Here is a 22,961-nt window from a genome sequence, read left to right as displayed (position 1 = left end):
CAAAGGTTGCGCATTGGTCGATGTCGCCTACTGTCAATACAGGAGGTGTCTCATGCACGAATCAAATGAAATAAAACGTAAAGTCCTGCTCAACGCTCCACGTCAACGCATTTGGGAAGCACTGACCGATGCCGAGCAATTCGGCAGCTGGTTTGGCATCGCCCTCAAGGGCAAGCAGTTTGCCCAGGGCCGGGCCATCGAAGCCCCGATTACTTACCCGGGTTACGAGCACGTGGTGTGGAAGGCGAGAATCGAACGCCTTGAGCCGCAGACGCGGTTCTCGTTCAGTTGGCATCCCTATGCCGTAGACCAGGAGGTGGATTACGACACGGAAACCCCCACGCTGGTGGAGTTCACCCTTGAGGATCACGCCGAGGGCATCCTGTTGCGGGTGGTGGAGTCAGGTTTTGACGCGATCCCGGACGCACGCCGCCAAAAGGCCTACAAGAAGAACTCCCGAGGCTGGGACGATCAGATGAATAACATCGAAGACTATTTGGCGAAATCCCATCAGCCGTGAGCTGATGGGGTGCCGGCGCCATCAGCCCTCGTGGGCGGTGCTGATTTGCAGGGTGTCGGTGTAGGTCACCAGCACGCTCTGGCCGACCTTGAGGTTTTTCAGCCCGGCGCGAATTTCCGGTTTTTCCACGGTCAGCACTTTGCTCTGGCCGGCTGGGTTTTCCAGGGTCACCTGGTTTTTCTTCAGGTCGATGTGGGTGATCTTCAACTGCACCTGTACCTGGCGGAAAGCCGCACCGCCAGGGTTTGGGTTATCCGCGGTAGCGCGCAGCACGCCGGCTTTTTCGGTGGTGTCCGGTGCGCTCTTGTCGATGTCGGTGTCCAGCACGGCCGCAACCGAATGGGTCACCAGCACCTTGACCTGATCACCTACCTTCAGATTGCCCAGGTCCTTGGCCTGATCGCTGAACTGCACATGCACCTCCCGGCCTTCGGCGCCCTGCAGTACCACCTGATGGCTGGCGGCATCCACTTTGAGCACCTTGGTGGTCACCTCATCGGCTTCCAGGGACTTGGACAGCGGGATATCGGCGGCATGTGCCGTCAAGGCACCAGCGGACAGGAGCATAGCCAGGGCAATGGCCTGGCGAAGAGGGCGAATTACGTTCATTGAGTGGACTTCCATGTAAGAGGAGCCCTGAGTCTAGTGGCGAGTTCGCGATTCGCAAATTCGCCACTGGATTGAACGCCTACTTGATCACCACCGGATTCACCGGCGCACCACTGCCGCCGACGATCTTCAACGGCGCCGCGGTGTAGAGGAATTTCCACTGGCCGTCGTCCGCGCAATCAGCGGCCAGTTCCTCCAGCAGCACGATTTCGGTGAAGGCGATGCCCAGGTTGCGCATCAGCGCGCAATGCAGCGGAATCTGCACCCCCGACACCGGATCGGTGATCACCTCGTTGGCGATCGTATCGGTCACCAGGTTGGGGATTTCCATCTCATGGAACCACTCCACCAGCTCCCGGCTGTAGGTCAGCCCCGGCTCCATCAGGTCCTTGAAGAACTCGGCTTTACCCAGCTCATAAAACGCGCCCATGGAGCCGGTGCGGATGATCAGGATGTCGCGCTTTTCAATGGTCACACCCTGGGCCTTGGCGGCGTCGAGCAAGTCCAGGTGGTTGAAGGTTTCGCCACGGCCCAGGCATTTCTTGCCGCGATGGCGGGCCATGTCGATCAGCACCGCGCGGCCGACCACGCCACGCTCGGCAATCGCCAGCACGCTGGCCTTGGCCATGCCGCCGACAGTGGTCTGGGCGTCGTAGCCGTTCCACAGTTGATTGTCGTACCAGGCGTGGCCGAGGGCGTCGTACTGGGTCGAGCCTTGCAGCTGCATGAAGATCACGTCGTCGGAATACGCCGCGCCGCCGGTCATGTGTGGCTGTTTGCCGAAATGGTAATGGCTGTGGTCGAGGGTGTTGAAGCGCATCGACGGGTTACGCGCCGGCCACATCGGGTCGCCGTCGGGATGGCCGATCTGCACTTGCAGGGTAAACGTCTTGCCCTGGCGCACCGACGCCACGCCGCGCAGCACTTCGGTTTCAGTCAGATAATTGAGGGCGCCGACTTCGTCGTCCGGTCCCCATTTACCCCAGTTCTTTGGCAGGCCTTCAAGCAATTGTCGGGTGTTCGGCTCATTCTTATTATGAAGATCACACATAGCAATTCCGGTCCCTGTGAGAGTGAGTTACGCGCAGCGACCGCCATCGACTTCCAGGCAGGTGCCAGTGATGAACGCCGCCTCGTCCGACGCCAGGTACAGGCAGGCGTTGGCCACGTCTTGCGGGGTTGAAAAACGCCCCAGAGGAATGGTCGCCATGAACTTCTGGCGGTTTTGCGGGGTGTCCGGCACGCCCATGAACTCGCTGAGCAATGCCGTGGCACCCACTACCGGGTTCACGCAGTTGACGCGGATATTGTCCGGCCCCAACTCTGCCGCCATGGTCTTGCTCATGACCAACACTGCACCCTTGCTGCCGTTATACCAGACCAGCCCCGGGCGCGGACGGATCGCCGCGGTGGAGGCAATGTTGACGAACACACCACCGCCCTGGCCGCGAAAGTGCGGCACAAAATGCCTGGCGCTCAGGAAGATGCTTTTGACGTTGACCGCAAACACCCGGTCGAACTCGGCCTCGTCGACCTCCAGCATCGGCCGGTTGCGGTGGGTGGTGCCGGCATTGTTGATGACGATATCCAGGCCGCCGAATTGCTCCAGCGTGCCGCGCAGCAGGGCGCCCATGCTTTCATCGTTGGCCACGTTGACCTCGATGAAATGCGCATGGCCGCCGCTTTCGGCAATTTCATTCACTACGCGCTGACCGCCGACGGCATTCATGTCAGCGACGATGACCTTGGCGCCCTGGCGGGCGAAGGTCTTGGCGATGCCCTCGCCAAAACCCGAACCGGCGCCGGTGACGATTGCAATTTTATTGGCTAAACGCATGGTGTGTTCTCCGTTCTTGTTGTTGTGAGGAATCAACCGTGTTTGATCGCAATGGTCTTCAAGGTGGTAAAGCCCAGCAGCGCCTCGAAGCCTTTTTCCCGGCCGTAACCGCTGGCCTTCACCCCGCCAAATGGCAGTTCGACGCCGCCACCGGCGCCATAGTTATTGATGAACACCTGGCCACAACGCAGCTTGCGCGCCAGGCGCAGTTGCCGAGCGCCGTCGCGGGTCCATACGCCGGCTACCAGGCCAAACTCGGTGCCGTTGGCCAGGCGGATGGCTTCGGCTTCATCGTCGAAAGGCATCACGGCCAATACCGGGCCAAAGACTTCCTGTTGCGCCAGGCGACTGTCTGGCGGCACGTCGCGAAACAGCACCGCTTCCTGGAAATACCCGCCGCTGCCGGCCTCGGCCACCACTGTCCCACGTGCGGCGACGCTGATCCCGGCTTGTTCGGCTTCGCGAATAAACTCGCGCACCTGGCGTTGCTGCTTCTGGTTGATCAGCGGGCCCATGTCCAGGTCCAGCGCCGAAGGCCCGGCGCGCAGTTCACTGAAACGCTGGCTGAGGCGCGCAAGCAGGGTTTCGTAAATGCTGCGCTCCACCAGCAAACGGCTGCCGGCCGAGCAGGTTTGCCCGCAGTTCTGCACGATGGCGTTCACCAGCACCGGCAGTGCTTCATCCAGGTCGGCATCGGCAAATACCAATTGCGGCGACTTGCCGCCCAGCTCCAGGGTCACCGGGCAGTGGCGTTCGGCGGCGGCTTTCGACACCGCAGTGCCGGTGGCGGTGGAGCCGGTGAAGGAAATGTGGTCGATGCCTGGGTGTGCGCATAATGCTGCGCCGGCTTCATAGCCATAACCGGTCACCACATTGATCGTGCCGGCCGGGAAGCCGACCTCGGCGGCAATCTCCGCCAGCCTTAGTAAAGACAAGCTGGCATCTTCCGCCGGCTTGACCACACAGGCATTGCCCGCCGCCAACGAGGCGCCGACGCTGCGCCCGAAAATCTGCATCGGGTAATTCCACGGGATGATATGCCCGGTCACGCCATGGGGTTCGCGTACCGTCAGCACCGTGTAGCCGGCCTGATACGGCAGGGTTTCACCGTGCAGCTTGTCGGCGGCCCCGGCGTAGTACTCGAAATAACGGGCGAGGGCGGTGGCATCGGCGCGGGCGACTTTCAGCGCCTTACCGGTGTCCCGCGCTTCGATCTGCGCCAGTTCCTCATGATGTTCCAGCACCGCCATGCCGAGCTTGGCCAGCAAGCGGCTGCGCTCCACGGCAGACAACGAACCCCACGGCCCATCGAAGGTTTCCCCGAGTGCCAGGCGCGCCGCGCTGATCGCCGCATCGATATCGGCAGCGGTGCCACGGGCAATGCTCGAATAGGTTTCACCGGTGCTGGGGTCGATCACCGGAATGTCTTCCCTTGAAGTCGAGGCCAGCCATTGGTTGGCGATGTAATGTGCGTTGGTCATGTTCAGCTCCTGTTCCCGCAAACGCATTCGGCGATGGCGCGGCCCACTTCGACGGTGCTGGCGCTGCCGCCCATTTCGCGGGTGCGCGGGCCTTCGGCAAGCACCGTTTCGATGGCATACACGATGGCCGCCGCGGCTTCCTGATAAAGCGGATCACCGTCACCCAGGTGCTCGATCATCAGCGCCGCCGACCAGATTTGCCCGATAGGGTTGGCTACGCCCAGCCCGGCAATGTCCGGCGCCGAACCGTGTACCGGTTCAAACAACGAGGGGTAACGCCGCTGCGGATTCAGGTTGGCCGACGGCGCAATACCAATGGTGCCGGTGCAGGCCGGGCCAAGGTCGGACAGGATGTCGCCAAACAGATTGGAGGCCACCACCACATCGAACCAGTCAGGATGCTGCACGAAGTGCGCACACAGAATGTCGATGTGGAACTTGGTGGTCTTCACGTCCGGGTAGCGTCGGGCAATCTCGTTCACCCGCTCGTCCCAGAACGGCATGGTGATCGAGATACCATTGGATTTAGTCGCCGCCACCAGGTTTTTGCGGGGCCGCTGTTGCGCCAGTTTGAAGGCGTAGTCCACCACGCGGTCCACGCCTTCACGGGAGAAGATCGACTCCTGCACCGCGATTTCCCGGGAGGTGCCTTCCCACATCCGCCCACCGACGCTGGAGTATTCGCCCTCGGTGTTTTCCCGCACCACGATAAAGTCGATGTCTCCCGGCACGCGGCCAGCCAGCGGGCAGGGCACACCAGGCATCAGGCGTACCGGGCGGATGTTCACGTATTGGTCAAACTGGCGGCGGATCTTCAACAGTGACTCCCACACGGCGGTGTGGTCGGCAATGATGTCTGGCGCACCCACGGCGCCGAAAAAGATCGCGTCATGGCTGCCAATCTGCTCGGCCCAGTCGTGCGGCATCATCGTGCCGTGGGCCAGGTAGTGCTCGCTGCACCAGGCAAAGTGGTCGAAGTGAAAGTGGATGTCGAAGCGCCGGCTGACGGCATCGAGTACCCGCAGGCCTTCGGGCACGACTTCGCGGCCGATGCCGTCGCCGGGAATCACGGCGATGCGGTGGGTGGAGCGGGTGTGGGATTGGGACACGCCGTGTCTCCTGTGTTGTTTTTATAGGAAGGTCTGGCGAGGGCATTCTTGGCACAGCTGTAACGACAGGGGAATTGCTCATTGTGAAATCGGCCTTCGCAAAATTCGAAGGCCGAAGGTTTATGCAGGGTTGGCGCTGAGGTAGTCGAAGAGCGCCAGGCTGGTCAACGAAGGCTGTTCCTTGCGCATGCACAGGTACATCTGTCGGTCGGCCCAGCTGTCGTCGATTTCGATAAAGCGCAAGGCCATCTCCTTGCGGAAAATCTGCACCGCGCCCTGTGGCAGCACGCCCACGCCTTGGCCTGCGGCAATCAAACGGCACACCGCTTCGAAACTGCGCACCTGCATCCGCAGCCGCAACGGCATGCCGATGGCCGCGGCGGCTTCGGTAATCAGCGGGGTAATCGCGGCGTTGTCTTCCAGGCCGACGAACTCATAGCCGAGCAAATCCTCGAAGCGCGCGTGACGCATTTTCAGCGGATGGTCATTGGGCACGATCAGGCACAGGCGGTCCTGGCAGTAGGGTTCAAACCGCAGCTCTTCGCTGGGCCGGGTGGTGACGATGCCGACGTCCGCCACGCCCTCGCGCACGGCCAGGAGGATTTCCCGGCTGCGCTCCTCGCGAATGTCCAGGCGGATGCCCGGGTGCAAGGTATTCCACTGAGTCAGCTGGCGCGGCAGCTCCTGGCTCATCGCCGAACTGTTGGCGTACAGGCACACCCGGCCGGTGGCGCCCTTGGCGTAGTCGGCGAGGTCGGCATGCATGCCGTCCACCGCCCGCAGGATCGACTGCGCATGCTGGGCCAACACTTCCCCGGCCGCCGTCGGTGAAACCCCGGTGGAGGTGCGGGTCAGCAGGGCAACCTTGAAGTGCTGCTCCAGCAGCGACAGGCGTCGGCTGGCGGCAGAGAGGGAGAGATGCGATTGCTCGGCCGCCCGGGACAGGTTGCCCAGCTTGACCGCCTTGAGGAACAGCTCGATGGAAGTGAGGTCGGGGGACATGCCGGGGTCCTTGTGCGCAGTGGGTGGAAAACTACGCAGTTGCGACCCCGGTGTCCAACCCGGGTTAGAGGTCATTCCCGTTAAATCGCCGCGCCGTGGCACAGGCCGAGTAGAATCACGCCCTGAAAGCGATTCTTGAGGTGTGGCAAGGTGGATTTACAGCAGGGGTTTGTCCTGACCCGGCATTGGCGCGACACCCCGGCAGGCACGGAGGTCAGCTTCTGGCTGGCCACCGATCAAGGCCCAAGGTTTGTGCGCTTGCCGGTGCAGACCTCCGTGATGTTCATCCCCCAGGCCCATCGCAAGCCTGCCGAGCTGCAGCTCAAGGGCGAGCGCGGCATCGAGTTGCGCGACCTGGCGCTCTGCGACTTCCACCATCGCCCGGTGCTGGGCCTCTACACCAAGCAGCACCGCCAATTGATGGACCTGGAAAAGCGCCTGCGCAAAGCCGGTATTGATGTCTACGAAGGCGATGTACGCCCGCCTGATCGCTACATGATGGAACGCTTCATCACCGCGCCGGTGTGGTTCGGCGGCACTCCGGGCGAGGGCGGCATGCTGGTGGAGGCACAGATGAAGCCCGCGCCGGATTACCGTCCACCACTCAAGCTGGTGTCGCTGGACATCGAGACCACCGCCCAGGGCGACCTCTATTCCATCGCTCTCGAAGGCTGCGGCGAACGCCAGGTGTACATGCTCGGCCCGCCGAACAAAACCGACGCGGTGGACTTCAAACTCGACTACTGCGACACCCGCGCCGAACTGCTCGAACGCCTGAACCTGTGGCTCGCCACCCACGACCCCGACGCGATTATCGGCTGGAACCTGGTGCAGTTCGACCTGCGTGTTTTGCACGAACATGCGCAGCGCCTGAACGTGCCGCTGCTGCTGGGCCGTGGCGGTGATGCCATGGGCTGGCGCGAGCATGGCAGCCGCAACCACTACTTCGCCGCAGCGGCCGGGCGGCTGATCATCGACGGCATCGAAGCCTTGCGTTCGGCCACCTGGAGTTTTGAATCGTTCAGCCTGGAAAACGTCGCCCAGACCTTGCTCGGCGAAGGCAAATCGATCGCCACGCCGTACCAGCGCATGGACGAAATCAACCGCATGTTCGCCGAGGACAAGCCGGCACTCGCGCGCTACAACCTCAAGGATTGCGAGCTGGTGACGCGGATTTTCGAGAAGACTGAGCTGCTCAAGTTCCTCCTCGAACGCGCCAGCGTCACCGGCCTGCCGGCGGACCGCAACGGTGGTTCGGTGGCGGCCTTCACTCACCTGTATATGCCGCTGATGCACCGCCAGGGCTTCGTCGCGCCGAACCTGGGAGACAAACCGCCCCAGGCCAGCCCCGGCGGGTTCGTGATGGACTCGCGCCCCGGCCTCTATGAATCGGTGCTGGTGCTCGACTACAAAAGCCTCTACCCGTCGATCATTCGCAGCTTCCTGATCGACCCGGTGGGCCTGGTCGAAGGCCTGCGCCATCCCGAAGACAGTGAGTCGGTCGAAGGCTTTCGCGGTGCGCGGTTTTCGCCACCCGGCATTGCCTGCCATCGATTGTCGCGCGGGTTTCCGAAGGCCGCGAAGTGGCCAAGCGCGAACACAACGCGCCGCTGTCCCAGGCGCTGAAGATCATCATGAACGCCTTCTACGGCGTACTCGGCTCCAGCGGTTGCCGCTTCTTCGACACCCGGCTGGCGTCGTCCATCACCCTGCGCGGCCATCAGATCATGCGCCAGACCCGCGAGCTGGTTGAAGCCCGGGGTTATGAAGTGATCTACGGCGACACCGACTCGACCTTCGTCTGGCTCGGCAGCGCGCATTCCCAAGAGGACGCCGCACGTATCGGCCTGGACCTGGTACAGCACGTCAACACCTGGTGGCGCGAGCGCCTGCACAATGAGTTTGGCCTGCAAAGCGCCCTGGAGCTGCAATACGAAACCCACTTCAGCCGCTTCCTGATGCCGACCATTCGCGGCGCCGAAGAGGGCAGCAAAAAGCGCTACGCCGGGCTGGTAACCCGCGCCGACGGCAGCGAAGAAATGATCTACAAAGGCCTGGAAACCGTACGCAGCGACTGGTCGCCCCTGGCCCGGCAATTCCAACAGGAGCTCTACCAGCGGATCTTCCACCGCCAGCCCCATCAGGATTACGTGCGCGACTACGTACGCCGCACCTTGAGCGGTGAGCTCGACGAATTGCTGATCTACCGCAAACGCCTGCGCCGGCAATTGGGCGACTACGAACGCAACGTGCCGCCCCACGTACGTGCCGCACGATTGGCGGATGAATACAACGACCGCCAGGGCCGCCCGCGCCAGTACCAGAACGGTGGCTGGATCCGCTACGTGATCACCGTCAACGGCCCCGAACCGCTGGAGGTGCGCCAGGCTCCGATCGACTACGACCACTACGTCACCCGGCAGCTGCAACCGGTAGCAGATGCGATCCTGCCGTTTGTAAACGACGACTTTGGCACCCTGGTGGGCGGGCAGATGGGCTTGTTCTAAAACGGCTTGCCTTGCAGTGGCCAGAGCCTGCAATCTTGACCACTGACGAGCACCAGGCAGCGCAACTTCCATGTGCGGGTGCAGTTCACCGCCGGTGAACTGAATGAGAAATCCCAGGCAACGATCCTGCGCCTCGGTGCGCTGGAGCATCATTGATCCGCAATAGCCGCAGGTGAAGGCGCGGTTGCAAGCCAGGCGAGCGTGCTAGGGCTTGTGGCTCAGTTCTTCCACCAACTCATCCATCCGGTCGGCAATCTTCGGCGTGGTCGACAACACAAAGCCTTTTTGCGTGCCCACATAGGTCTCGACGATATACAGCGTGTCGCCCACATCCAGCCCCAGCTCCTGCAAGGCTTCGTCTGGCAGGCGAATGGCGCCGTCGCCGTCCCAGTCTTCGATCGTGACGCGTTTGCTGTGCATGATGGCTTCCCGTTGAACGATTGAACGGCCTAGCCTAACACCTCAACCCACTGCAGGAGCCTTGGCAATGGTCACGATGAGCAACCGCAATCAAAAGAAACAATCAGGCGTAAGGTGGCTAAACGCCTTGCTTCGCGGGCGTCCTGACCTACGCTTTCTGAAGTTGTCGTAGGAATCATCCTTGAATTTGACTGTCGCACACATGAAACTCAAGAAACCTGCATGGAATTCAAAGGAGGTGTGCATGCTCATCCGGTCGCTGACCCTGGCTACCTTGATGGCTTTTACGGGGCCGCTGCTGGCCGCGGATGATCTCAATCCACTCAAGCAGGATTTGGGTAAATCCCGTCCGTTGGTGGTGGTGGAACTCGACTCCGGCAACCCGACGTTGGCCACCCTCAAGAAACAGCTGGAGGAGCCTGCCAACAAGCAGTCCTTTGAAGAGCGCAACATGGTGCTCTACACCGTGTCATTCGGCAGCATCGGCGCCGAAGGCGAGAAGTTCGCCAAGGACGCGAAGGACAACAAGAAGCTCGCACCGCCTGAAACCAACGCGCTGATCCGGGCACTCAAATTGGGCGCCGGCAGTGGCACCAAAGTGATTCTGGTGGGCAAGGACGGCGAGAAGAAACTCGAGAAGACCGTGCCACCAGATACCCTCAACCTGGCGGAGTTCTTCAGCGCGATTGACCAGATGCCCCAGGCTGAAAAGAACCTGGCCGCCCCGGCCGAGCCTGAGCCTGCTGCCCCGGCGGCTGGCAAGCCGGGCGCCAAGGCTGGCAAGAACACCAAGCATCCTGCGCCGCAACCATCCTTGGACGATTGAACCCTCGCAAGAACCGGCCAGTCGGTGCGCCGGGCGTTTCTCTGGTCTCAGCCATGGCGAAAAACCACTGTGGGAGCCGGGCTTGCCCGCGATGAGGGACAGACAGTCGACATAGAGTTGACTGACAGTCGGCCATCGCGGGCAAGCCCGGCTCCCACAGGGTTATGCGCCGTTTGAAAAAACTACGTTTCAGGCTTCTCCCCAGCCACCACCGGCGCCTTGCGCACCGGAAACGGAAAGTAGAAAAACCGCAAAAACGCCACCCGCTTGATCACCTCGCCGATCAACAACGGCACCACCACTGCCACCACCAGCCCGATGCTCGCGGACAACAGCGGATGCAGCCCCACGCGCTCCATCAAGTCCACGGTCTTGTGCTGAATCTCCCCGTGGAAGATCAACAGAATCAACGTCGACTGCCCGATGTAGGTCATGGCCCGCGTCAGCACCCCCGAGACCATCATCACCCCGGCCAGCGCCCAGCACACATACACCCCGATCACCGCCAGCAAACTGGTCCACAACCAGTGGTCGTAGCGCCGCTGTGCCAGGTCCATGGTGTCCCAACTGTAGATAAACACCAGCGCAAACAGCGCCATTGCCCCCAGGAGGGTCAGCAGTGAACTCTGGTGGCGGCGCAACACGTCCCGCAGCAGATAACCGAAGATGAAATAGGTGCTGCTGATCAGCGTTACATCAAGGCTGAACGGCAGCCCCGGCATCGTCCACGTCTGCCCCCCGACGGTCACCGGCACCTGCCAGAACCACGGCAGGGTCCAGATCCCGAGCATCAGTTGCAGGGTGATCACCACACAGCTCACGGGCAGTGACAAGCCCAGGCGCTGCATCAGCCGCAACATCACCCAGCCGAACAGAATCGCCACCCAAAAGTGCGGCAAGAACCACAGCGCCTGCCATGGAATGGTGTCCACCGAGGCATACAGCACGCCGCCGATGTCCGGCAGCAGCGCCTGGCCGCGCAGCAGGTCGCGGATCAGGATGTACACCAGCATGGTGAAGAAGAACGGCTTGAGCAATGCATCGGCCTTGCGCACCGCCATCTCGACAAAGGGTTGCTCGGGCTTGAAAAACACCCCGGAAAGAAAGAAGAACAGCGGCAGGATAAACACCGCCAGCAGCGGGTACAGCAAGTCCAGGGAGCTGGCGACAAACCAGCTGTGCCCGAACACGATAATCAGGATGCCAATACCCTTGGCAATATCCATTTGAATCCAGCGTTTTTTCACCTGACTGCTCCCACTCTATAAATCTGCTTTGCGCCACGGCTTGAGCCACAGGCCCATGCCCAGCAACACCACGGCCCCGGCCAGGGTGCTCAAACCCAACTGCAGCCATATGCCTTGAACCCGAAACAACACCAGTGCCGCCACACCCATCGCCAGAGCACTCAACACCCAGTGGCGCTTCCAGGGCAGGGCGCCGAGCAAACCCTGGCGTTGCATCAGCAGTAACGCGGTGCACAGCACGCCGGCCAGCGCGGCCAGCGGGATGCCCGCCAGGCCAAACACAAACGGCAGCATACCCAGCAGCACCACGTTGACCAGGCTGCCCAGCAACTCGCAACGCAGCGGCTGGCGGGTGTCGCCGGCGGCGTAGGCATAACGCGCCAGCAGGGCATTCCAGGCGCCGAATACCAGCGGTACGGCAAACCAGGCCAGCAGCAGCGGCAACGGCGAATCCAGCGACTGCTTTGGCAGCAACAACGCCACTAGGCTCGGCGCTGCCGCCACCAGCCCGACGCCGGCAGGCAGGGTCAGCAGGCTGGCGGTCTCCAGGCCGCGCTTGAGCAGGGCCAGGCGCTCGTCGCCCTGGCGCCGGCTCATCATGCCCAGCAGCACCTGGTTGAGGCTCATCAGCGCAATCAGCGGCAAGTTCATCAGCTTGCGGGCCAGGTTGACCCACGTCACCGCGCCTTCACCCAGCAAGGACGCCACCAGCCGCTCAATCAATGCCAAGCCCTGGCTGGCGCCGTTGCTCAACAGTAACGGCCCGATGCGCCCGCCCAGCTCACGCAATTCCAATGTCGAAGCGCGCAACCGCCACGGCCGCCAACCCAGGCGCACCATCGATGGCAACAGCGCCAGCGGCATCAGCAGGCTGCCGGTCAGGCAGGCCAATGCCAGCGCGTGCGGTTGCGTGGCGGTGCCGGCCAGGGCGAGGTAGGTCACCGGCGGCAGGTTGAACAGCAACGAACCGAGCCCCGCGACCACAAAGCGCTCGCTGGCCTGCAACGGAATACTGAACAGTGCATGTAGCATCAGCCCCGGCACGCTCCAGGCAAGGATCTGCAAGTTGCTGCTGGCAAGGCTGGTGGCCGTTTGCGCGAGCCCCGGGCCGAGCAGTTGCACCAGCCACGGCGCCAGCAGCGTCAACAGCAGGCTGGTCAGCAGGGCAATCAATAGCAGCGCCGGGAACAACACCGCCAGCCAGTCCAGGCGCTCGCCGTCCTTGCGTTGCAGGTACAGCGGCAGGGCGGCGGCACTCAGCACGCCACCGGCCAGCGACATGCGCAACGCTTCGGGCAAGAACAGCGCAATCAGGAACGCATCACTGCGCTCGCCCGCGCCCCAGGCCGCCACCAACAACCACTCACGGGCAAACCCGAGGCACAGCCCCAGCAAGGTCGCCAGGGTCAACCAGAACGCCGATCCGAGCATGCCTAGGGTCCGACGCTGTCGAGCACGGGCTTGCGAAAGTGCAAGGCCTTCGCCTGTGGCAGCCGCGCCGGAAACAGTCGCCGCGCCTCCAGCACGTTGATCCCTACCATCAGCCAGAACAGCGCAATCATCACCAGGGCAAAACTGAAGTAGTGGTCAAAAAAGCCGCTGACCAATGCCGACAGGATCCCGGCCGTGCTGCCCAGCCAGATCGCGTTGTCCTTGGTCAGGCGGATCGGGCCGATCTCCGGCCGGGACTCGCGCCACCAGCGCCAGGTCACGGCGATAAACAGCAGCATGCTGATCACGCCGGTCTTGTAGACGAAGTTCAGCCACAGGTTGGAGATCCCCAGCAAATGTGTGCCCGGCACCGGCGGGTCAACCTTGAAGCCAATGCCCAGCGGGTAACTGGCCACGGCCTGGGGGAACATCCGGTATTCGTCAAAGCGCACTTCGGTACTCGCATTCTGTGTCGAAAAAATCGTCGCCAGACGCTCCTGCAACGGTGGGTAAGACACCACCAGCGCCGCCGCCAATGCCAGGGCGATCATCAGCAAACGCCCGGTGTACGGCACTCGCCGCGACGCCATCCAGATCAGCACCAGCGCCAGGCTGACCATCGCGCCCCGGCTACTGGCCAGTAGCAAGGCCGCTGCGCCCAGGCACGCAACGCCCAGGCCGAGGCCGCGTTTCCAGCCGGTGTTGGTGATGCCGTAGCAGAACGCCAATGGCAGCAGCAACGCCATGATCCCGCCAGTGGCGTTAGGGTGCATCCACGGCGAACCCATGCGCGAGGCCATGGCATCCAGGCCAAGGGACAACGTGTCGATGCTGCCGTAGTTCATCAGGGTCAGGATCGGCAGCATGCCCGAAGCCGAGCGCGTACGGATAAACACCCCGATAGACATCACCAGCATCGCCAGGGTGCCCAGCAGCAGTGCAATCACCAGGGCTTCGCGGTTCTTCTGTTCAACCAGCAGCTTGGCGGCGAGGAACAGCACCGACAGGTTCAGCAACCAGCGCAGCCAGTTGGCCAGGCCGCTGGCCTGGGCGGTAATGCTCACTTGGCCGACGATAAACGGCACCACCGTGAAGATCATCAGCCACAGTAGCATCCGGTCGGTTGGGCGCCGGGACAGCGATGGCACGGCAGGCATGCGTGACAGGAAGCCGTGCCAGATCACCGCGGCCCACGTCAGGGCAATAAGCGCCTCGCTGACCGTACTGCGAATCCCCAGGTTGAGGGTGGAGTAGGGCATGAACGTCGCCACCAGGGCGAACAGCAGCAGCCCCCAGAACGGGAACCGCAAAATCGTCACGGCGGCGGCCAGGCCGATCACCGCCAGCACGGCCTTGGCCGGGGAAAGGAATAGGATCAACCCACCAAACAGCAGGCCGAAGACGATGGCGACGAGGCTACCCAGTGAGATTCTCAATTCAATTCCTCGATCAGTTCGGCCAGGCGCCGACGGTAGGCCTGGTGGTTGAAGCGTTCGGCCCAGCTGCGTAACTGTTCAGGTGGCTGTTCAACAGGGTGGTCGGCCAGGTGCAGCATCAACTGCACCAATGCTGCGCCGTCGGTGGGTGAAAAACGCGGCGCCAGGGGTGGAGTAATTTCGTCCAGCGAGGTACCGCTGGCCACCGCGACCGGGGTGCCGACGCTCAGGGCTTCGATCACCGGCAAGCCAAAGCCTTCCGCGTAGGAAGGCTGCCACAGGCGCGAGGCCTTGCGGTAGAGCCCGTGCAGTTCGGCGTCAGATACACCGCTCAACGCGCGTATGCCGGGGTAGTTGCGTTGCGCTTCGGGCAAATGCTCCAGGCTGCCCACCAGCACCAGTTCCGGCACGCTGGGCGACTGGCTGCGCGCCTGCTGCCAGGCGTTCACCAGGAACGGCACGTTCTTGCGCAGTTCCCGGGTGCCCACCAGCAGCCAATAGCGCTCGGGCAATTGCCGGGCCGAGAGGTCCGCTGGCAGTCCGACAAAACCGACCACCTGGTTGGGCAGCACACGAATCTTGCCTGCCGCCTTGGGAAACAGCCGTACGGTTTCATCGGCACTGTATTGCGAAGGCGTCCACACCCGGTCTGCCGTGTGCACCGCGTAGGTGATCGACAAGCGATCGCTGGCCTTGTAGATCATCGCCTTCAGGCGATTGGCGTGGTAGTTGTCCAGGGTGATCTGAAACAGGTCATGCAGCAGCACTACGGTGCGCAGGCCTTTGGGCTTGGGTGGCAGCGGCAGGCCCATATTGAAGGTGCTGATGTACACATCGATGTGCTCGTTACGCAGGGCCTTGGGCAAGAACCCCGCCTCGAAACGCAGGCGCTGATGAGGTTGGTGCATTGCAGTCTTGGCGCAGCCCCAGTCCGGGCAATGGGCGTTCAGGCGCAGTTCGTCGCCCAGCGGCGCGACACTGAAGCGTTCCAGCTCGATGCCGGGCATAGCGCGCAGGGCATCTTCCAGGGCGTACACCTGGCGGCTGATGCCTGATTGCGGCGAGGTGCCGACGGTGCGGTAATCGAGGCCTACGCGCATGCCGGCTCCTTTTGGCTCAGGGGCGACAGTTGCGCGTACACCTGCTCCAACTGGCTGGCGGCGACGCTCCAGTCGTGGGCGCGGCGCACATAGGCGCGACCGGCTTCGCCCATCGGGGCGGCGACTTCTGGCTGTTGCAGCAGGCGCACCACGGCGTCGGCCAGGCTGTCGGCGGTCTGGCCGCCGAGGTAGTCAAGGCCTTCCACCAGGTCCAGCCCGGACACGCCCTGGTCGGTACTCGCCAGCGGCAGGCCGGCCGCGAGTGCCTCAAGCACTTTGAGCTTGGAGCCGCCGCCATGGCGCAACGGCGCCAAAAACACCGAGCAACTCGATTGCAGGGCCAGCAGGTTGGGGACAAACCCTTGCCACTCAATGCGCCCGTCCTTCCAGCGTTCCCGCCAGCTTTCGGGCATACCAAAGCCGCAGACACTCATGCGCGCGTCAGGGCAGCGGGCCCAGACCTTTGGCAGGATTTCATCCAGAGCCCATTCGATGGCATCGACGTTGGGTGCGTATTCGTAGTTGCCGAGAAACAGCACGCGGCGGGTCGTCGGGTCGGGGCGGGCAGCGGCGAAGTGCGCGCAATCCACGCCGTTGACCACCACCGGCACCGGTTTGCCGGTAATCTGCGCCAGGGTCTGGGCGTCGGCTTCGGTCACGGCCACCACTTGCGCCGCCTGGCGCATCACCCGGCGTTCCCAGCGGGCGTAGCGCCATTGATCGTAGCGAATGAACGGCAGCGCCCAGCCGGGCAAGCGGTCGTAGGTGGCGGCGCCGAGGGACGACTCCACATTGTGTTCGGTCAGTACAAACGGCTGGGAGCGACGGGCCAGCGCACTTTCGTAAGGCTGGAAGGTGTACGTGTGCTCGATCTGCACCACGTCCCAATGTTCTAACAGCAATTGCTCAAACGTGTCCTGCAGTGCACCCGACAAGCCATTTACGCTGACCAGCAGCGGGTACGGCGCAAACAGCCCGGCCAGCAGGGTTTTCAGGCTACGCAGCGGGCGGCGCGGCAGCACGATCAGTTGTTCCAGGAAGGTTTCCAGCACCTGGCGATCGGTCAGCGATACGGCGTTCTTGTCATGCAACAGCAGGGTGATCCGATGCCCGCGCGCCGCCAGGCTGCGCAGCAAATGAAACTGGCGCGTCTTGCCACCGCTGGTAGCGGGCCAAGGCGAGTAGGGCAGGATCCAGAGGATGCGCATGGGTGGCTTCAATCCCATAACAGAATTTGCAGGTTCGGCTTGACCGGTACGTCCAGTCCATTGGTGCCACTCAAAGGTGTTTCGGTGCCGCGTAACGGGTCATACAAGGTGGCAGTGGTCATGCCCGGCAAGTGTGCGCTGCCGCCACGCGCCGACCAGAAGAACCATACCTTGCGCCCGTCGGCACGGGTCCAGCCGATGCTGAACAGGCCATCGGGCAACTGGTCGGCGGTGGGAGGGTCGCCGGGGGTCAATTTAGGCCCGCTCACCTGCAGGAAATTCTGCAACGCGGTATAGGACGGCTTGGGGTTGGTGTCGATATCCAGCAACCCATAGCTCTGGTCGCGCACGCTGGCGCGCTGGTCCAGGTCGCTCAGGGTAAACAGGAAAATCTTGTCGAAATCCAGCGCGCTCATCAAGGCCACACGGCGCACGATGTAGTCGGCCTGGCCTTGTGGGGTGATGAAATCCTGCACCTCTTTCGGGCCTTTATACGTCGACCAGCCCCACTCGGTGCTCCACAGGGTCTTGACCCCGGCAGCCCGCAGTTTCTGGTTGAGGGCGCCGGTCTTGGCGACGAAGTCCAGGTTCGACGGCTCGTTGCCTTCGGGCAATTGGGTGTAGGGGTGATAGGACATGACAGTGTTCAGGCTCGGCACGCCCAGTTGCAGCAGCCCGTCGAGCATGTTCTGGCCGTTGGGCATTTCGCTGAAGAACGCCATGCCGGCCGCTACCACCGGCTTGTTCGGGTTCACCGCCCGCAGCGCGGCGGCGGTGACTTGCAATAGGTTGGCATAGCCGGCCGGGTCGGCGGCGGGGCGCCAGAACCCCAGCAGGTTGGGTTCGTTCCATACCTGCCACGCGTCTACGCTGGGGTAACGCTGGGCCAGCAACGCCATGCGGTTGGCGAAGATGCCTGGGTCTTTGGGCGGGAACTGGTCCTGATAGGGCGAGGAGGCAGGCGCGGTGGTGGCGAACTTCGCCGAGCCCACCAGGTAGAACACCGACTTGATCTGGTTCTGCGCCAGCTTGTTCACCAGCTCGTCCAGGGTCGCGACGTTGTACTGGTTCTCGGCGGTTTCCAGTTGGTCCCAATGCAGGTCCAGGCGCACCCATTCCAGGCCCAGGGCCTTGAGGCGGTCGATCTGCTTCTGATAACGCTCGGGGCTGAACCACAGGAACTGCGCGTTCACCCCCAGGAAATCCTTCCACACGATCTCTTTGCTGCCCTTGAGCACATGGCTTTCGGCGTCGGCCGGGCGGCCCCAGAGAAAGGCGGTCAGGCCCAGTGCCGCGACCACCACCAGGGTCGCCAGGTAAGTGCGTTTACGTGCCATGGTTGCCTCCTGCAATGGCTTGTTCAAACAGTGTTGCAAACTTCTGCGCGGTCAGTGGCCACAGCCGTTCGCGACCAATCGCGGCGGCGCGCTCGGCCCAGTCCCGGGCCAGTTGCGGGTTACGCGCGAGCCGCAGCAGTTGCTCGCTCAAGGCGGCTACGTCGCCTTGGGGATAGATGGCACCGTTACCGCTGGAGACTTCTTCGGCAAACGCCCGGGCATCGGAGGTAATCGCCCCACGGCCGCAGGCAGCCGCCCACGACAATGCACCGCTGGTGCCGCGCTGGCGGCCCAGCAGGCCAAGCTTTTTCGATTCGCGATACGGCAGCACCATCACATGGTGCGCCTGGATCGTCTGCGGGATGTCGCCGGCGGGCAAATTCAGCCGCCAGTCGATGGAGCCCGCCAGGCCGAGTTCGGCGATCTGGCTGTTCAACTGCTCCAGGTAATTGCCGCCTGCGCCAAACGCCATTTCGGCGGCAGTGCCACCGGCCAGGGTCAGGCGCACACGGTCACGTAATTCAGGGGCTTTTTCGAAGACGGCGGCCAGGGCCTGCAACAGGTCTTCTATGCCTTTGCCACGGTAGATAAAGCCAAAGTACAACAGGTGCAGCGTGTCCAGTGGCGGCAGGGCCACGGGCGGGATGCCCAGGTTGGCGTGGTTGATCACCGCCACCCTGCCTGCGGGCAAGTGCATGCGCGCCGTCAGGCAGTCGGCGCCCAGGCGGGTGAGGGTCACCAGCCGGGTCAAACCCCGGGCGACGTGACGTTCTTCGCGCAGGGTCAAGGGATCGGCCAGCACCACTGCCGCTTGGGGCAATGGGCTGGGCAAGGACTCCATCAGGTTCAGCGGAAAGGGCAAATGCTCGCGCCGCCACACCATGCGTTCCGGGTCATGCACGGTGGCGGTCAGTGGCAGTGCAGGGTAAGCCTTGCGCAATTCGCGCAGGGCCAAAAATTCCCCCAACCGCCCACCGCCCAGTTCGGCGTGGACCAAATCGACACCCTGCCAGTCGAAACCGGCGATGGCCTGCTTGATCGACGCCGTGCTGCCGACCACGCCCGTCAAGGGCGTAGCCACCTCGACGCCCAGTTGCTCCAGTGCCGTCTTGAAGTGGTTCGCGTAGTCGGCGATCCCGTTCTTTTCTGGCGGCAGGGGAGCGAGCAGGGCGATACGCATCAGAACGAACCCCGGTATTTGGCGATGGTTCTAAGCACCTTGACCGGCACCTCGAACTTGCGACGGTTGATGATGATGCCATCGACCTTGCCAAACGCCGTGGTGAGAATCGACAGTGCATGCTCAACCACCGGCACCGTACTTTTTTGCGCTTCCACCACCAGCGCAATCAGGTCGGCACGGCGCAGGTTGATGAACGCGTCGCGGTTGTCCAGCAGCGCCGAGGCATCCAACAACACCACCTGGCCCGGAATGGCCGGCTCAACGCCGCCAACCCGCACCCGCACGCCGTTCTCTTCCAGCAACTGGCGCAACTGCTCAACAATAAAACTCACCCCTTCGCCGTGTCGTGCCGAAGTCAGCCCCAGGGTCAGGCCCTGTTCGGCAATCTGCTCCAGCGGCAGCAAGCCATACAGGCGATAGATACTCGCGTTGAAGGCGTTGGTGCTTTGCGCGGTACTGGTGTCCAGCTCCGGCAGTGTGGTCCACAGCGGCAGGCCAAACTTGCCTTCCACCAGGCCGCCGTCGTGAATACGCTGGTCCAGCAGGTAGCACAGGTAGATCACCAGCAGCCCGACCACGATCGAGAACGGGATGGCCAGCAACAGCATCAACAGGGTTTTCGGGAAGACGCGCCCCGGGTTGAGTGTGGCTTCTTCGATCACCGCGATGTTACTGATCTGGCTTTTATCCAGTTCCCGGTCGATCCGTGATTTTTCCAGGCTGTCCACATACAGCGCGTAGTTTTTCTCGGTGCCGTTCAGCTCACGGGCCAGGCGCGCCAGTTCCGGCTCAATGGCCAGGGCGTCCTTGCGTTGGGCTTCCAGCTCCGTCAGTTGCTTTTGCTGTTGCGTCAGTTGCGTGCGCAGCGCCAGGTTATTGCTGGTTTCATCCAGCAGTACCCGTTGCAGGTGGATTTCCAGGGTGTTGGGTGCACGGTTTTCCGAGCTTTGTACCGTATCGCTTTCACCGGCGACCTGGGCCTGCATCGCACGGATCGACGCGTCCAAAGCTTTGACCGGCGGCGCGTTATCCGTGTAGGTACGCATCATGTCGGCTTTTTCCAGGAGCTTCTGGTTGAGCAGGCGACGCAAGTCTTGTTGCTGAGGGTTCAGTGCAATCTGGCGTACCGTGGTCACCTCTTTGGGCTGGCCCTTGAGTTGGTTGCGGGTACTGTCGATGGCGCTGTCGGACGAGGCAATCAAGCGCGTGGAGTTGAACACTTCGCCACGCAGCACGTTGATCCGCTCAGACAAGTCTTCCAGGCGATCGGTGATGCTCGATGCGCCGATGTCATTCAAGTGCGTGAGGATCTGGTCCTTGTAGCTCTTGATCTGGGCAGCGCTGGAAGACACCTGGCCTTCATAGAACGCGTACAGGCTCTTGCGGCCCAGGGCCTGGGTGCGCTCGTCGATGTAGGTTTCGACCCAATCCTTGACCACCGCCTGGGCGATTTGCGGGTCATCCCAGGTGAAGCTGATGTCCATCACCGTGGAGCCGACGGCGTGGGTCACGTCGAAGTTTTTCTCCAGGCTTTTCGCCAGGCGTTCCACCGGGGTGGTTTCTTCAATGATGCCGACGGTTTCCAGCACCACCCGCACACCGTCGAACACCGAGCCGATGCCTTTTTTGACGTACCACTTGGTGCGCTTCCACACGCCTTCCGGCGGCTGCATCTTGTCCATCACGTCCAGGTAATGTTCGGCCACGGCGCGCACGATAGGGCGCCCGGTCAGCAGGCGCTCTTCGTCGACAATCGGGTCGCGCTGGGTGCTCGGCATGACGATTGGCTGACGGTTGTCGACCTCGATCGGCATCGTCGAGTCACGGCCCGGTTTCACCAGCAACCGCGCGGTGGATTCATACTTGGCCGGCAGCAGAAACGCCCCCAGCAAAATGATCACCAGCGCGGCAAGGGCCGCCAGTTTGAACTCGTGCTTGAAGATGAAGAACAGACGCAGAAGATCACGAAAAGAACGGATCTCGATCATGGGATGTCGCTCCTTTAGTGGTTCGTGGTGTAGCTGTAGCCCACACCAATGGATTTGGTGAAGGGAATCAGCTGGTTCAGGTAAGTGTCCACGCCTTGAATCCGTTCACCGACGTTGGATTTAGGTACAAACACCACGTCACCGCGTTGCAGCGCCACGGGCTTGCGGCCCAGTGCGCCGTTCTTCAGGTACTGGCTGAAATCCAGGAAGTAGGCGTGATAGATACCTTGGCCATCTTCACGCAACAGCGCCACCATGCTTGCGTTGCCCACCGGGCTGACGCCGCCGGCACCGAGAATCGCCTGCTCCATGGTCGGGGCCGTGGCGATGGAGATTGCCGACGGGTTGAACACCGCACCGCCGACGATCACCGTGTTGCCCGGTGCCTGGTTGATGTTCACCGTCACCCGGGGTTCGCGGTATACCGGAGCGAGCTTCTGGCTCAGTTCGGCGGCGACCTCTGCCGGCGTGCGCCGCGCCACCTGGATCGGCCCCAGGAAGGGATAGTTGATCTTGCCGTCGTTCTGCACGGTGTACAGCGTCAGCTCATAAATCGTGCTGACGTTGAACGCCGACAGTGTGGGCATTTCCCCGGCATCGCGGACAATCCGCAGTTGGTCGCCGATTCGGATCCGCTCCACCGCCGGCGGCAACTGGGCCATGCGATCAAGGGCCTGCTTGCCCTCGTTCACCGTCTTGCCATCGGGCGCGACGATGCGCGCCGGGGTATTGCAGGCGGCCAATGCCATCATGGCCAGGACGAGCAAGGTTCGTTTCATCAAAGGGGTCTTCCTGTAGGTCATGATGCTCACCTCCAATAACCGGGGAACATGCTGATGCGCCGCTTGAGGGCGAGGGGGAGCTGGCGCTCCAGATGGCCCAGCCGGTAGCCGAGCAATTTGAACGCGCTGCGCACCAGTACTTCGGGTACGCGGTGCAATGCACCGGCTTCGCGTAATGCTCGAAGCTCGGCCAGTACATAGCGTTTACCTTCACCGCCGGCATCGCCAAAAGCCTGGCGAATCCACGGCTCGCGGCCGTAGAACACGCCAATGTCGAAGTAGCGGTGAAACTCATCCATGAGGCGGTAATCGTGGGAGTGATAGACCAGGGCGCTGGCGGCGTAGCGCACCTTGTAGCCTTCCAGCAACAGGCGGGCAGCGACGTAGGCGTCCTCGCTGCCGATCACATCCGCGGGGAAACCACCGACGGCCTGCAGGGCACTGCGCCGGTACACCGAAAACGAATCCGAGCTGAAGCAGGTCTTGATCCCCAGTTCCGGCGCATCAGCCAGGCTTTTGCTGCGGCTTTGCGGCGGGTAGTTGAAGTGGCGTGACTGGGCGCCCAGCACACCGGCATCCGGGTGCGGCAGTTGGCGGCCATAGGCGACGCCGTTGAGCGGGTCCAGTTGCAATTCGCCCACCAGGTTGGCGAAGGTCTCGGGGGCGGCGGGGATCGCGTCCTGGGTCATCACGATCAGTGCGTCGCCGTCGACCTGTTCACTGGCCCAGCGGCGGGTGCCGCCATGATTGAAATCCTTGGCATCGATCACCTCGACCCGTACGCCGAACTCGCGAAAACGCGCCACCGTGTCATCGCTGGAGGCACTGTCGACCACCAGGGTTTCGTCCGGTTGCAGGGTTTGCATGCGCAGCGCCGGCAGCAGCCGGTCGAGGTGGCTGGAGGCGTTGCGGGTCGGGATGATCAGTGCGGTGCGCAT

Annotated in this window: 19 protein-coding genes and 1 pseudogene; 3 read left to right on the top strand and 17 right to left on the bottom strand. The window is 62.6% G+C overall.

Going from position 1 to position 22,961, the window contains the following annotated elements:
- Positions 1-52 precede the first annotated feature (52 nt).
- Positions 53-520 carry an SRPBCC family protein gene (locus RGV33_RS22910; RefSeq protein ID WP_322146271.1) on the top strand — a complete coding sequence of 156 codons (468 nt, stop codon included), beginning with the start codon at positions 53-55 and terminating at the stop codon, positions 518-520.
- 21 nt (positions 521-541) lie between these two features.
- Here the strand turns inward: RGV33_RS22910 and RGV33_RS22905 are convergent, their stop codons facing one another.
- The 6 genes from RGV33_RS22905 to RGV33_RS22880 all read right to left on the bottom strand — a co-directional run bounded on the left by RGV33_RS22905 (position 542) and on the right by RGV33_RS22880 (position 6,558).
- Complete coding sequence (locus RGV33_RS22905) at positions 542-1,129, bottom strand: hypothetical protein (RefSeq protein WP_322146270.1); 588 nt, start codon at positions 1,127-1,129, stop codon at positions 542-544.
- A gap of 79 nt (positions 1,130-1,208) precedes the next feature.
- Positions 1,209-2,180 (bottom strand): cyclase family protein, encoded by a 972-nt coding sequence (locus RGV33_RS22900; RefSeq protein WP_322146269.1) that lies wholly within the window; start codon positions 2,178-2,180, stop codon positions 1,209-1,211.
- Positions 2,181-2,207: 27 nt separating this feature from the next.
- Positions 2,208-2,966, bottom strand: a complete 759-nt coding sequence (locus tag RGV33_RS22895) for an SDR family oxidoreductase (RefSeq protein ID WP_322146268.1) — start codon at positions 2,964-2,966, stop codon at positions 2,208-2,210.
- Between the two features lie 32 nt (positions 2,967-2,998).
- Positions 2,999-4,447, bottom strand: a complete 1,449-nt coding sequence (locus RGV33_RS22890) for an aldehyde dehydrogenase family protein (RefSeq protein WP_322146267.1) — start codon at positions 4,445-4,447, stop codon at positions 2,999-3,001.
- A 2-nt stretch (positions 4,448-4,449) separates the two neighbouring features.
- On the bottom strand, positions 4,450-5,556 hold the full coding sequence (locus RGV33_RS22885) for a tartrate dehydrogenase (protein WP_322146266.1): 1,107 nt from the start codon (positions 5,554-5,556) through the stop codon (positions 4,450-4,452).
- Positions 5,557-5,676: 120 nt separating this feature from the next.
- Positions 5,677-6,558, bottom strand: coding sequence for a LysR family transcriptional regulator (locus RGV33_RS22880; protein ID WP_322146265.1), 882 nt, complete (start codon positions 6,556-6,558; stop codon positions 5,677-5,679).
- Between the two features lie 150 nt (positions 6,559-6,708).
- Here RGV33_RS22880 and RGV33_RS22875 point away from each other — a divergent pair.
- A pseudogene (locus RGV33_RS22875) lies at positions 6,709-9,065 on the top strand (DNA polymerase II).
- Positions 9,066-9,269: 204 nt separating this feature from the next.
- On the opposite strand, the gene RGV33_RS22870 reads toward RGV33_RS22875, so the two are convergent.
- Entirely contained in the window at positions 9,270-9,485 is a 216-nt protein-coding gene (locus RGV33_RS22870; protein WP_003208231.1) for an AbrB/MazE/SpoVT family DNA-binding domain-containing protein, read from the bottom strand.
- A 244-nt stretch (positions 9,486-9,729) separates the two neighbouring features.
- Here RGV33_RS22870 and RGV33_RS22865 point away from each other — a divergent pair, with 244 nt between their 5' ends.
- On the top strand, positions 9,730-10,311 hold the full coding sequence (locus tag RGV33_RS22865) for a DUF4174 domain-containing protein (RefSeq protein ID WP_322146264.1): 582 nt from the start codon (positions 9,730-9,732) through the stop codon (positions 10,309-10,311).
- Positions 10,312-10,493: 182 nt separating this feature from the next.
- On the opposite strand, the gene RGV33_RS22860 is transcribed toward RGV33_RS22865, so the two are convergent.
- From RGV33_RS22860 to RGV33_RS22815, 10 genes are read right to left on the bottom strand one after another with little or no spacing between them, the layout of a single operon-like run.
- Positions 10,494-11,537: an acyltransferase family protein gene (locus tag RGV33_RS22860; RefSeq protein ID WP_322146263.1), complete on the bottom strand. Its 1,044-nt coding sequence runs from the start codon at positions 11,535-11,537 to the stop codon at positions 10,494-10,496.
- 36 nt (positions 11,538-11,573) lie between these two features.
- Positions 11,574-12,989 (bottom strand): murein biosynthesis integral membrane protein MurJ, encoded by a 1,416-nt coding sequence (gene murJ / locus RGV33_RS22855; protein ID WP_322146262.1) that lies wholly within the window; start codon positions 12,987-12,989, stop codon positions 11,574-11,576.
- Positions 12,990-12,991: 2 nt separating this feature from the next.
- The gene (locus RGV33_RS22850) at positions 12,992-14,419 is read right to left on the bottom strand and encodes an O-antigen ligase family protein (protein WP_322148724.1); all 1,428 of its coding nucleotides are present in this window, start codon (positions 14,417-14,419) and stop codon (positions 12,992-12,994) included.
- A gap of 2 nt (positions 14,420-14,421) precedes the next feature.
- A complete protein-coding gene (locus RGV33_RS22845) occupies positions 14,422-15,525 on the bottom strand; it encodes a glycosyltransferase family 1 protein (protein ID WP_322146261.1) in 1,104 nt (367 codons plus the stop codon).
- Positions 15,516-16,733, bottom strand: a complete 1,218-nt coding sequence (locus RGV33_RS22840) for a glycosyltransferase family 4 protein (protein ID WP_322146260.1) — start codon at positions 16,731-16,733, stop codon at positions 15,516-15,518. Before RGV33_RS22840 ends, RGV33_RS22845 begins: the two co-directional genes overlap by 10 nt.
- Positions 16,734-16,741: 8 nt before the next feature.
- Positions 16,742-18,070 carry a GH39 family glycosyl hydrolase gene (locus RGV33_RS22835; RefSeq protein ID WP_322146259.1) on the bottom strand — a complete coding sequence of 443 codons (1,329 nt, stop codon included), beginning with the start codon at positions 18,068-18,070 and terminating at the stop codon, positions 16,742-16,744.
- Positions 18,060-19,250: a glycosyltransferase gene (locus RGV33_RS22830; protein ID WP_322146258.1), complete on the bottom strand. Its 1,191-nt coding sequence runs from the start codon at positions 19,248-19,250 to the stop codon at positions 18,060-18,062. The genes RGV33_RS22835 and RGV33_RS22830 overlap by 11 nt, the downstream gene beginning before the upstream one ends.
- Positions 19,250-21,241, bottom strand: a complete 1,992-nt coding sequence (locus RGV33_RS22825) for an exopolysaccharide transport family protein (protein WP_322146257.1) — start codon at positions 21,239-21,241, stop codon at positions 19,250-19,252. The genes RGV33_RS22830 and RGV33_RS22825 overlap by 1 nt, the downstream gene beginning before the upstream one ends.
- A gap of 14 nt (positions 21,242-21,255) precedes the next feature.
- Positions 21,256-22,020, bottom strand: coding sequence for a polysaccharide biosynthesis/export family protein (locus tag RGV33_RS22820; RefSeq protein WP_076014315.1), 765 nt, complete (start codon positions 22,018-22,020; stop codon positions 21,256-21,258).
- A gap of 29 nt (positions 22,021-22,049) precedes the next feature.
- Positions 22,050-22,961 carry a glycosyltransferase family 2 protein gene (locus RGV33_RS22815; protein WP_322146256.1) on the bottom strand — a complete coding sequence of 304 codons (912 nt, stop codon included), beginning with the start codon at positions 22,959-22,961 and terminating at the stop codon, positions 22,050-22,052.

This window comes from Pseudomonas sp. Bout1, from assembly GCF_034314165.1.
Classification (GTDB): domain Bacteria; phylum Pseudomonadota; class Gammaproteobacteria; order Pseudomonadales; family Pseudomonadaceae; genus Aquipseudomonas.
The sequence above is the reverse complement of the archived record's forward strand: the minus strand, read 5'-3'. Positions and strand labels throughout refer to the sequence as shown.

Coding starts and splice junctions, on each gene's coding strand:
- RGV33_RS22825 (WP_322146257.1), bottom strand. CDS start 21,241: ATGATCGAGATCCGTTCTTTTCGTGATCTTCTGCGTCTGTTCTTCATC.
- RGV33_RS22820 (WP_076014315.1), bottom strand. CDS start 22,020: ATGAAACGAACCTTGCTCGTCCTGGCCATGATGGCATTGGCCGCCTGC.
- RGV33_RS22865 (WP_322146264.1), top strand. CDS start 9,730: ATGCTCATCCGGTCGCTGACCCTGGCTACCTTGATGGCTTTTACGGGG.
- RGV33_RS22900 (WP_322146269.1), bottom strand. CDS start 2,180: ATGTGTGATCTTCATAATAAGAATGAGCCGAACACCCGACAATTGCTT.
- RGV33_RS22890 (WP_322146267.1), bottom strand. CDS start 4,447: ATGACCAACGCACATTACATCGCCAACCAATGGCTGGCCTCGACTTCA.
- RGV33_RS22845 (WP_322146261.1), bottom strand. CDS start 15,525: ATGCGCGTAGGCCTCGATTACCGCACCGTCGGCACCTCGCCGCAATCA.
- RGV33_RS22895 (WP_322146268.1), bottom strand. CDS start 2,966: ATGCGTTTAGCCAATAAAATTGCAATCGTCACCGGCGCCGGTTCGGGT.
- RGV33_RS22840 (WP_322146260.1), bottom strand. CDS start 16,733: ATGCGCATCCTCTGGATCCTGCCCTACTCGCCTTGGCCCGCTACCAGC.
- RGV33_RS22880 (WP_322146265.1), bottom strand. CDS start 6,558: ATGTCCCCCGACCTCACTTCCATCGAGCTGTTCCTCAAGGCGGTCAAG.
- RGV33_RS22835 (WP_322146259.1), bottom strand. CDS start 18,070: ATGGCACGTAAACGCACTTACCTGGCGACCCTGGTGGTGGTCGCGGCA.
- RGV33_RS22910 (WP_322146271.1), top strand. CDS start 53: ATGCACGAATCAAATGAAATAAAACGTAAAGTCCTGCTCAACGCTCCA.
- RGV33_RS22870 (WP_003208231.1), bottom strand. CDS start 9,485: ATGCACAGCAAACGCGTCACGATCGAAGACTGGGACGGCGACGGCGCC.
- RGV33_RS22905 (WP_322146270.1), bottom strand. CDS start 1,129: ATGAACGTAATTCGCCCTCTTCGCCAGGCCATTGCCCTGGCTATGCTC.
- RGV33_RS22830 (WP_322146258.1), bottom strand. CDS start 19,250: ATGCGTATCGCCCTGCTCGCTCCCCTGCCGCCAGAAAAGAACGGGATC.
- RGV33_RS22815 (WP_322146256.1), bottom strand. CDS start 22,961: ATGCGCACCGCACTGATCATCCCGACCCGCAACGCCTCCAGCCACCTC.
- murJ (WP_322146262.1), bottom strand. CDS start 12,989: ATGCTCGGATCGGCGTTCTGGTTGACCCTGGCGACCTTGCTGGGGCTG.
- RGV33_RS22860 (WP_322146263.1), bottom strand. CDS start 11,537: ATGGATATTGCCAAGGGTATTGGCATCCTGATTATCGTGTTCGGGCAC.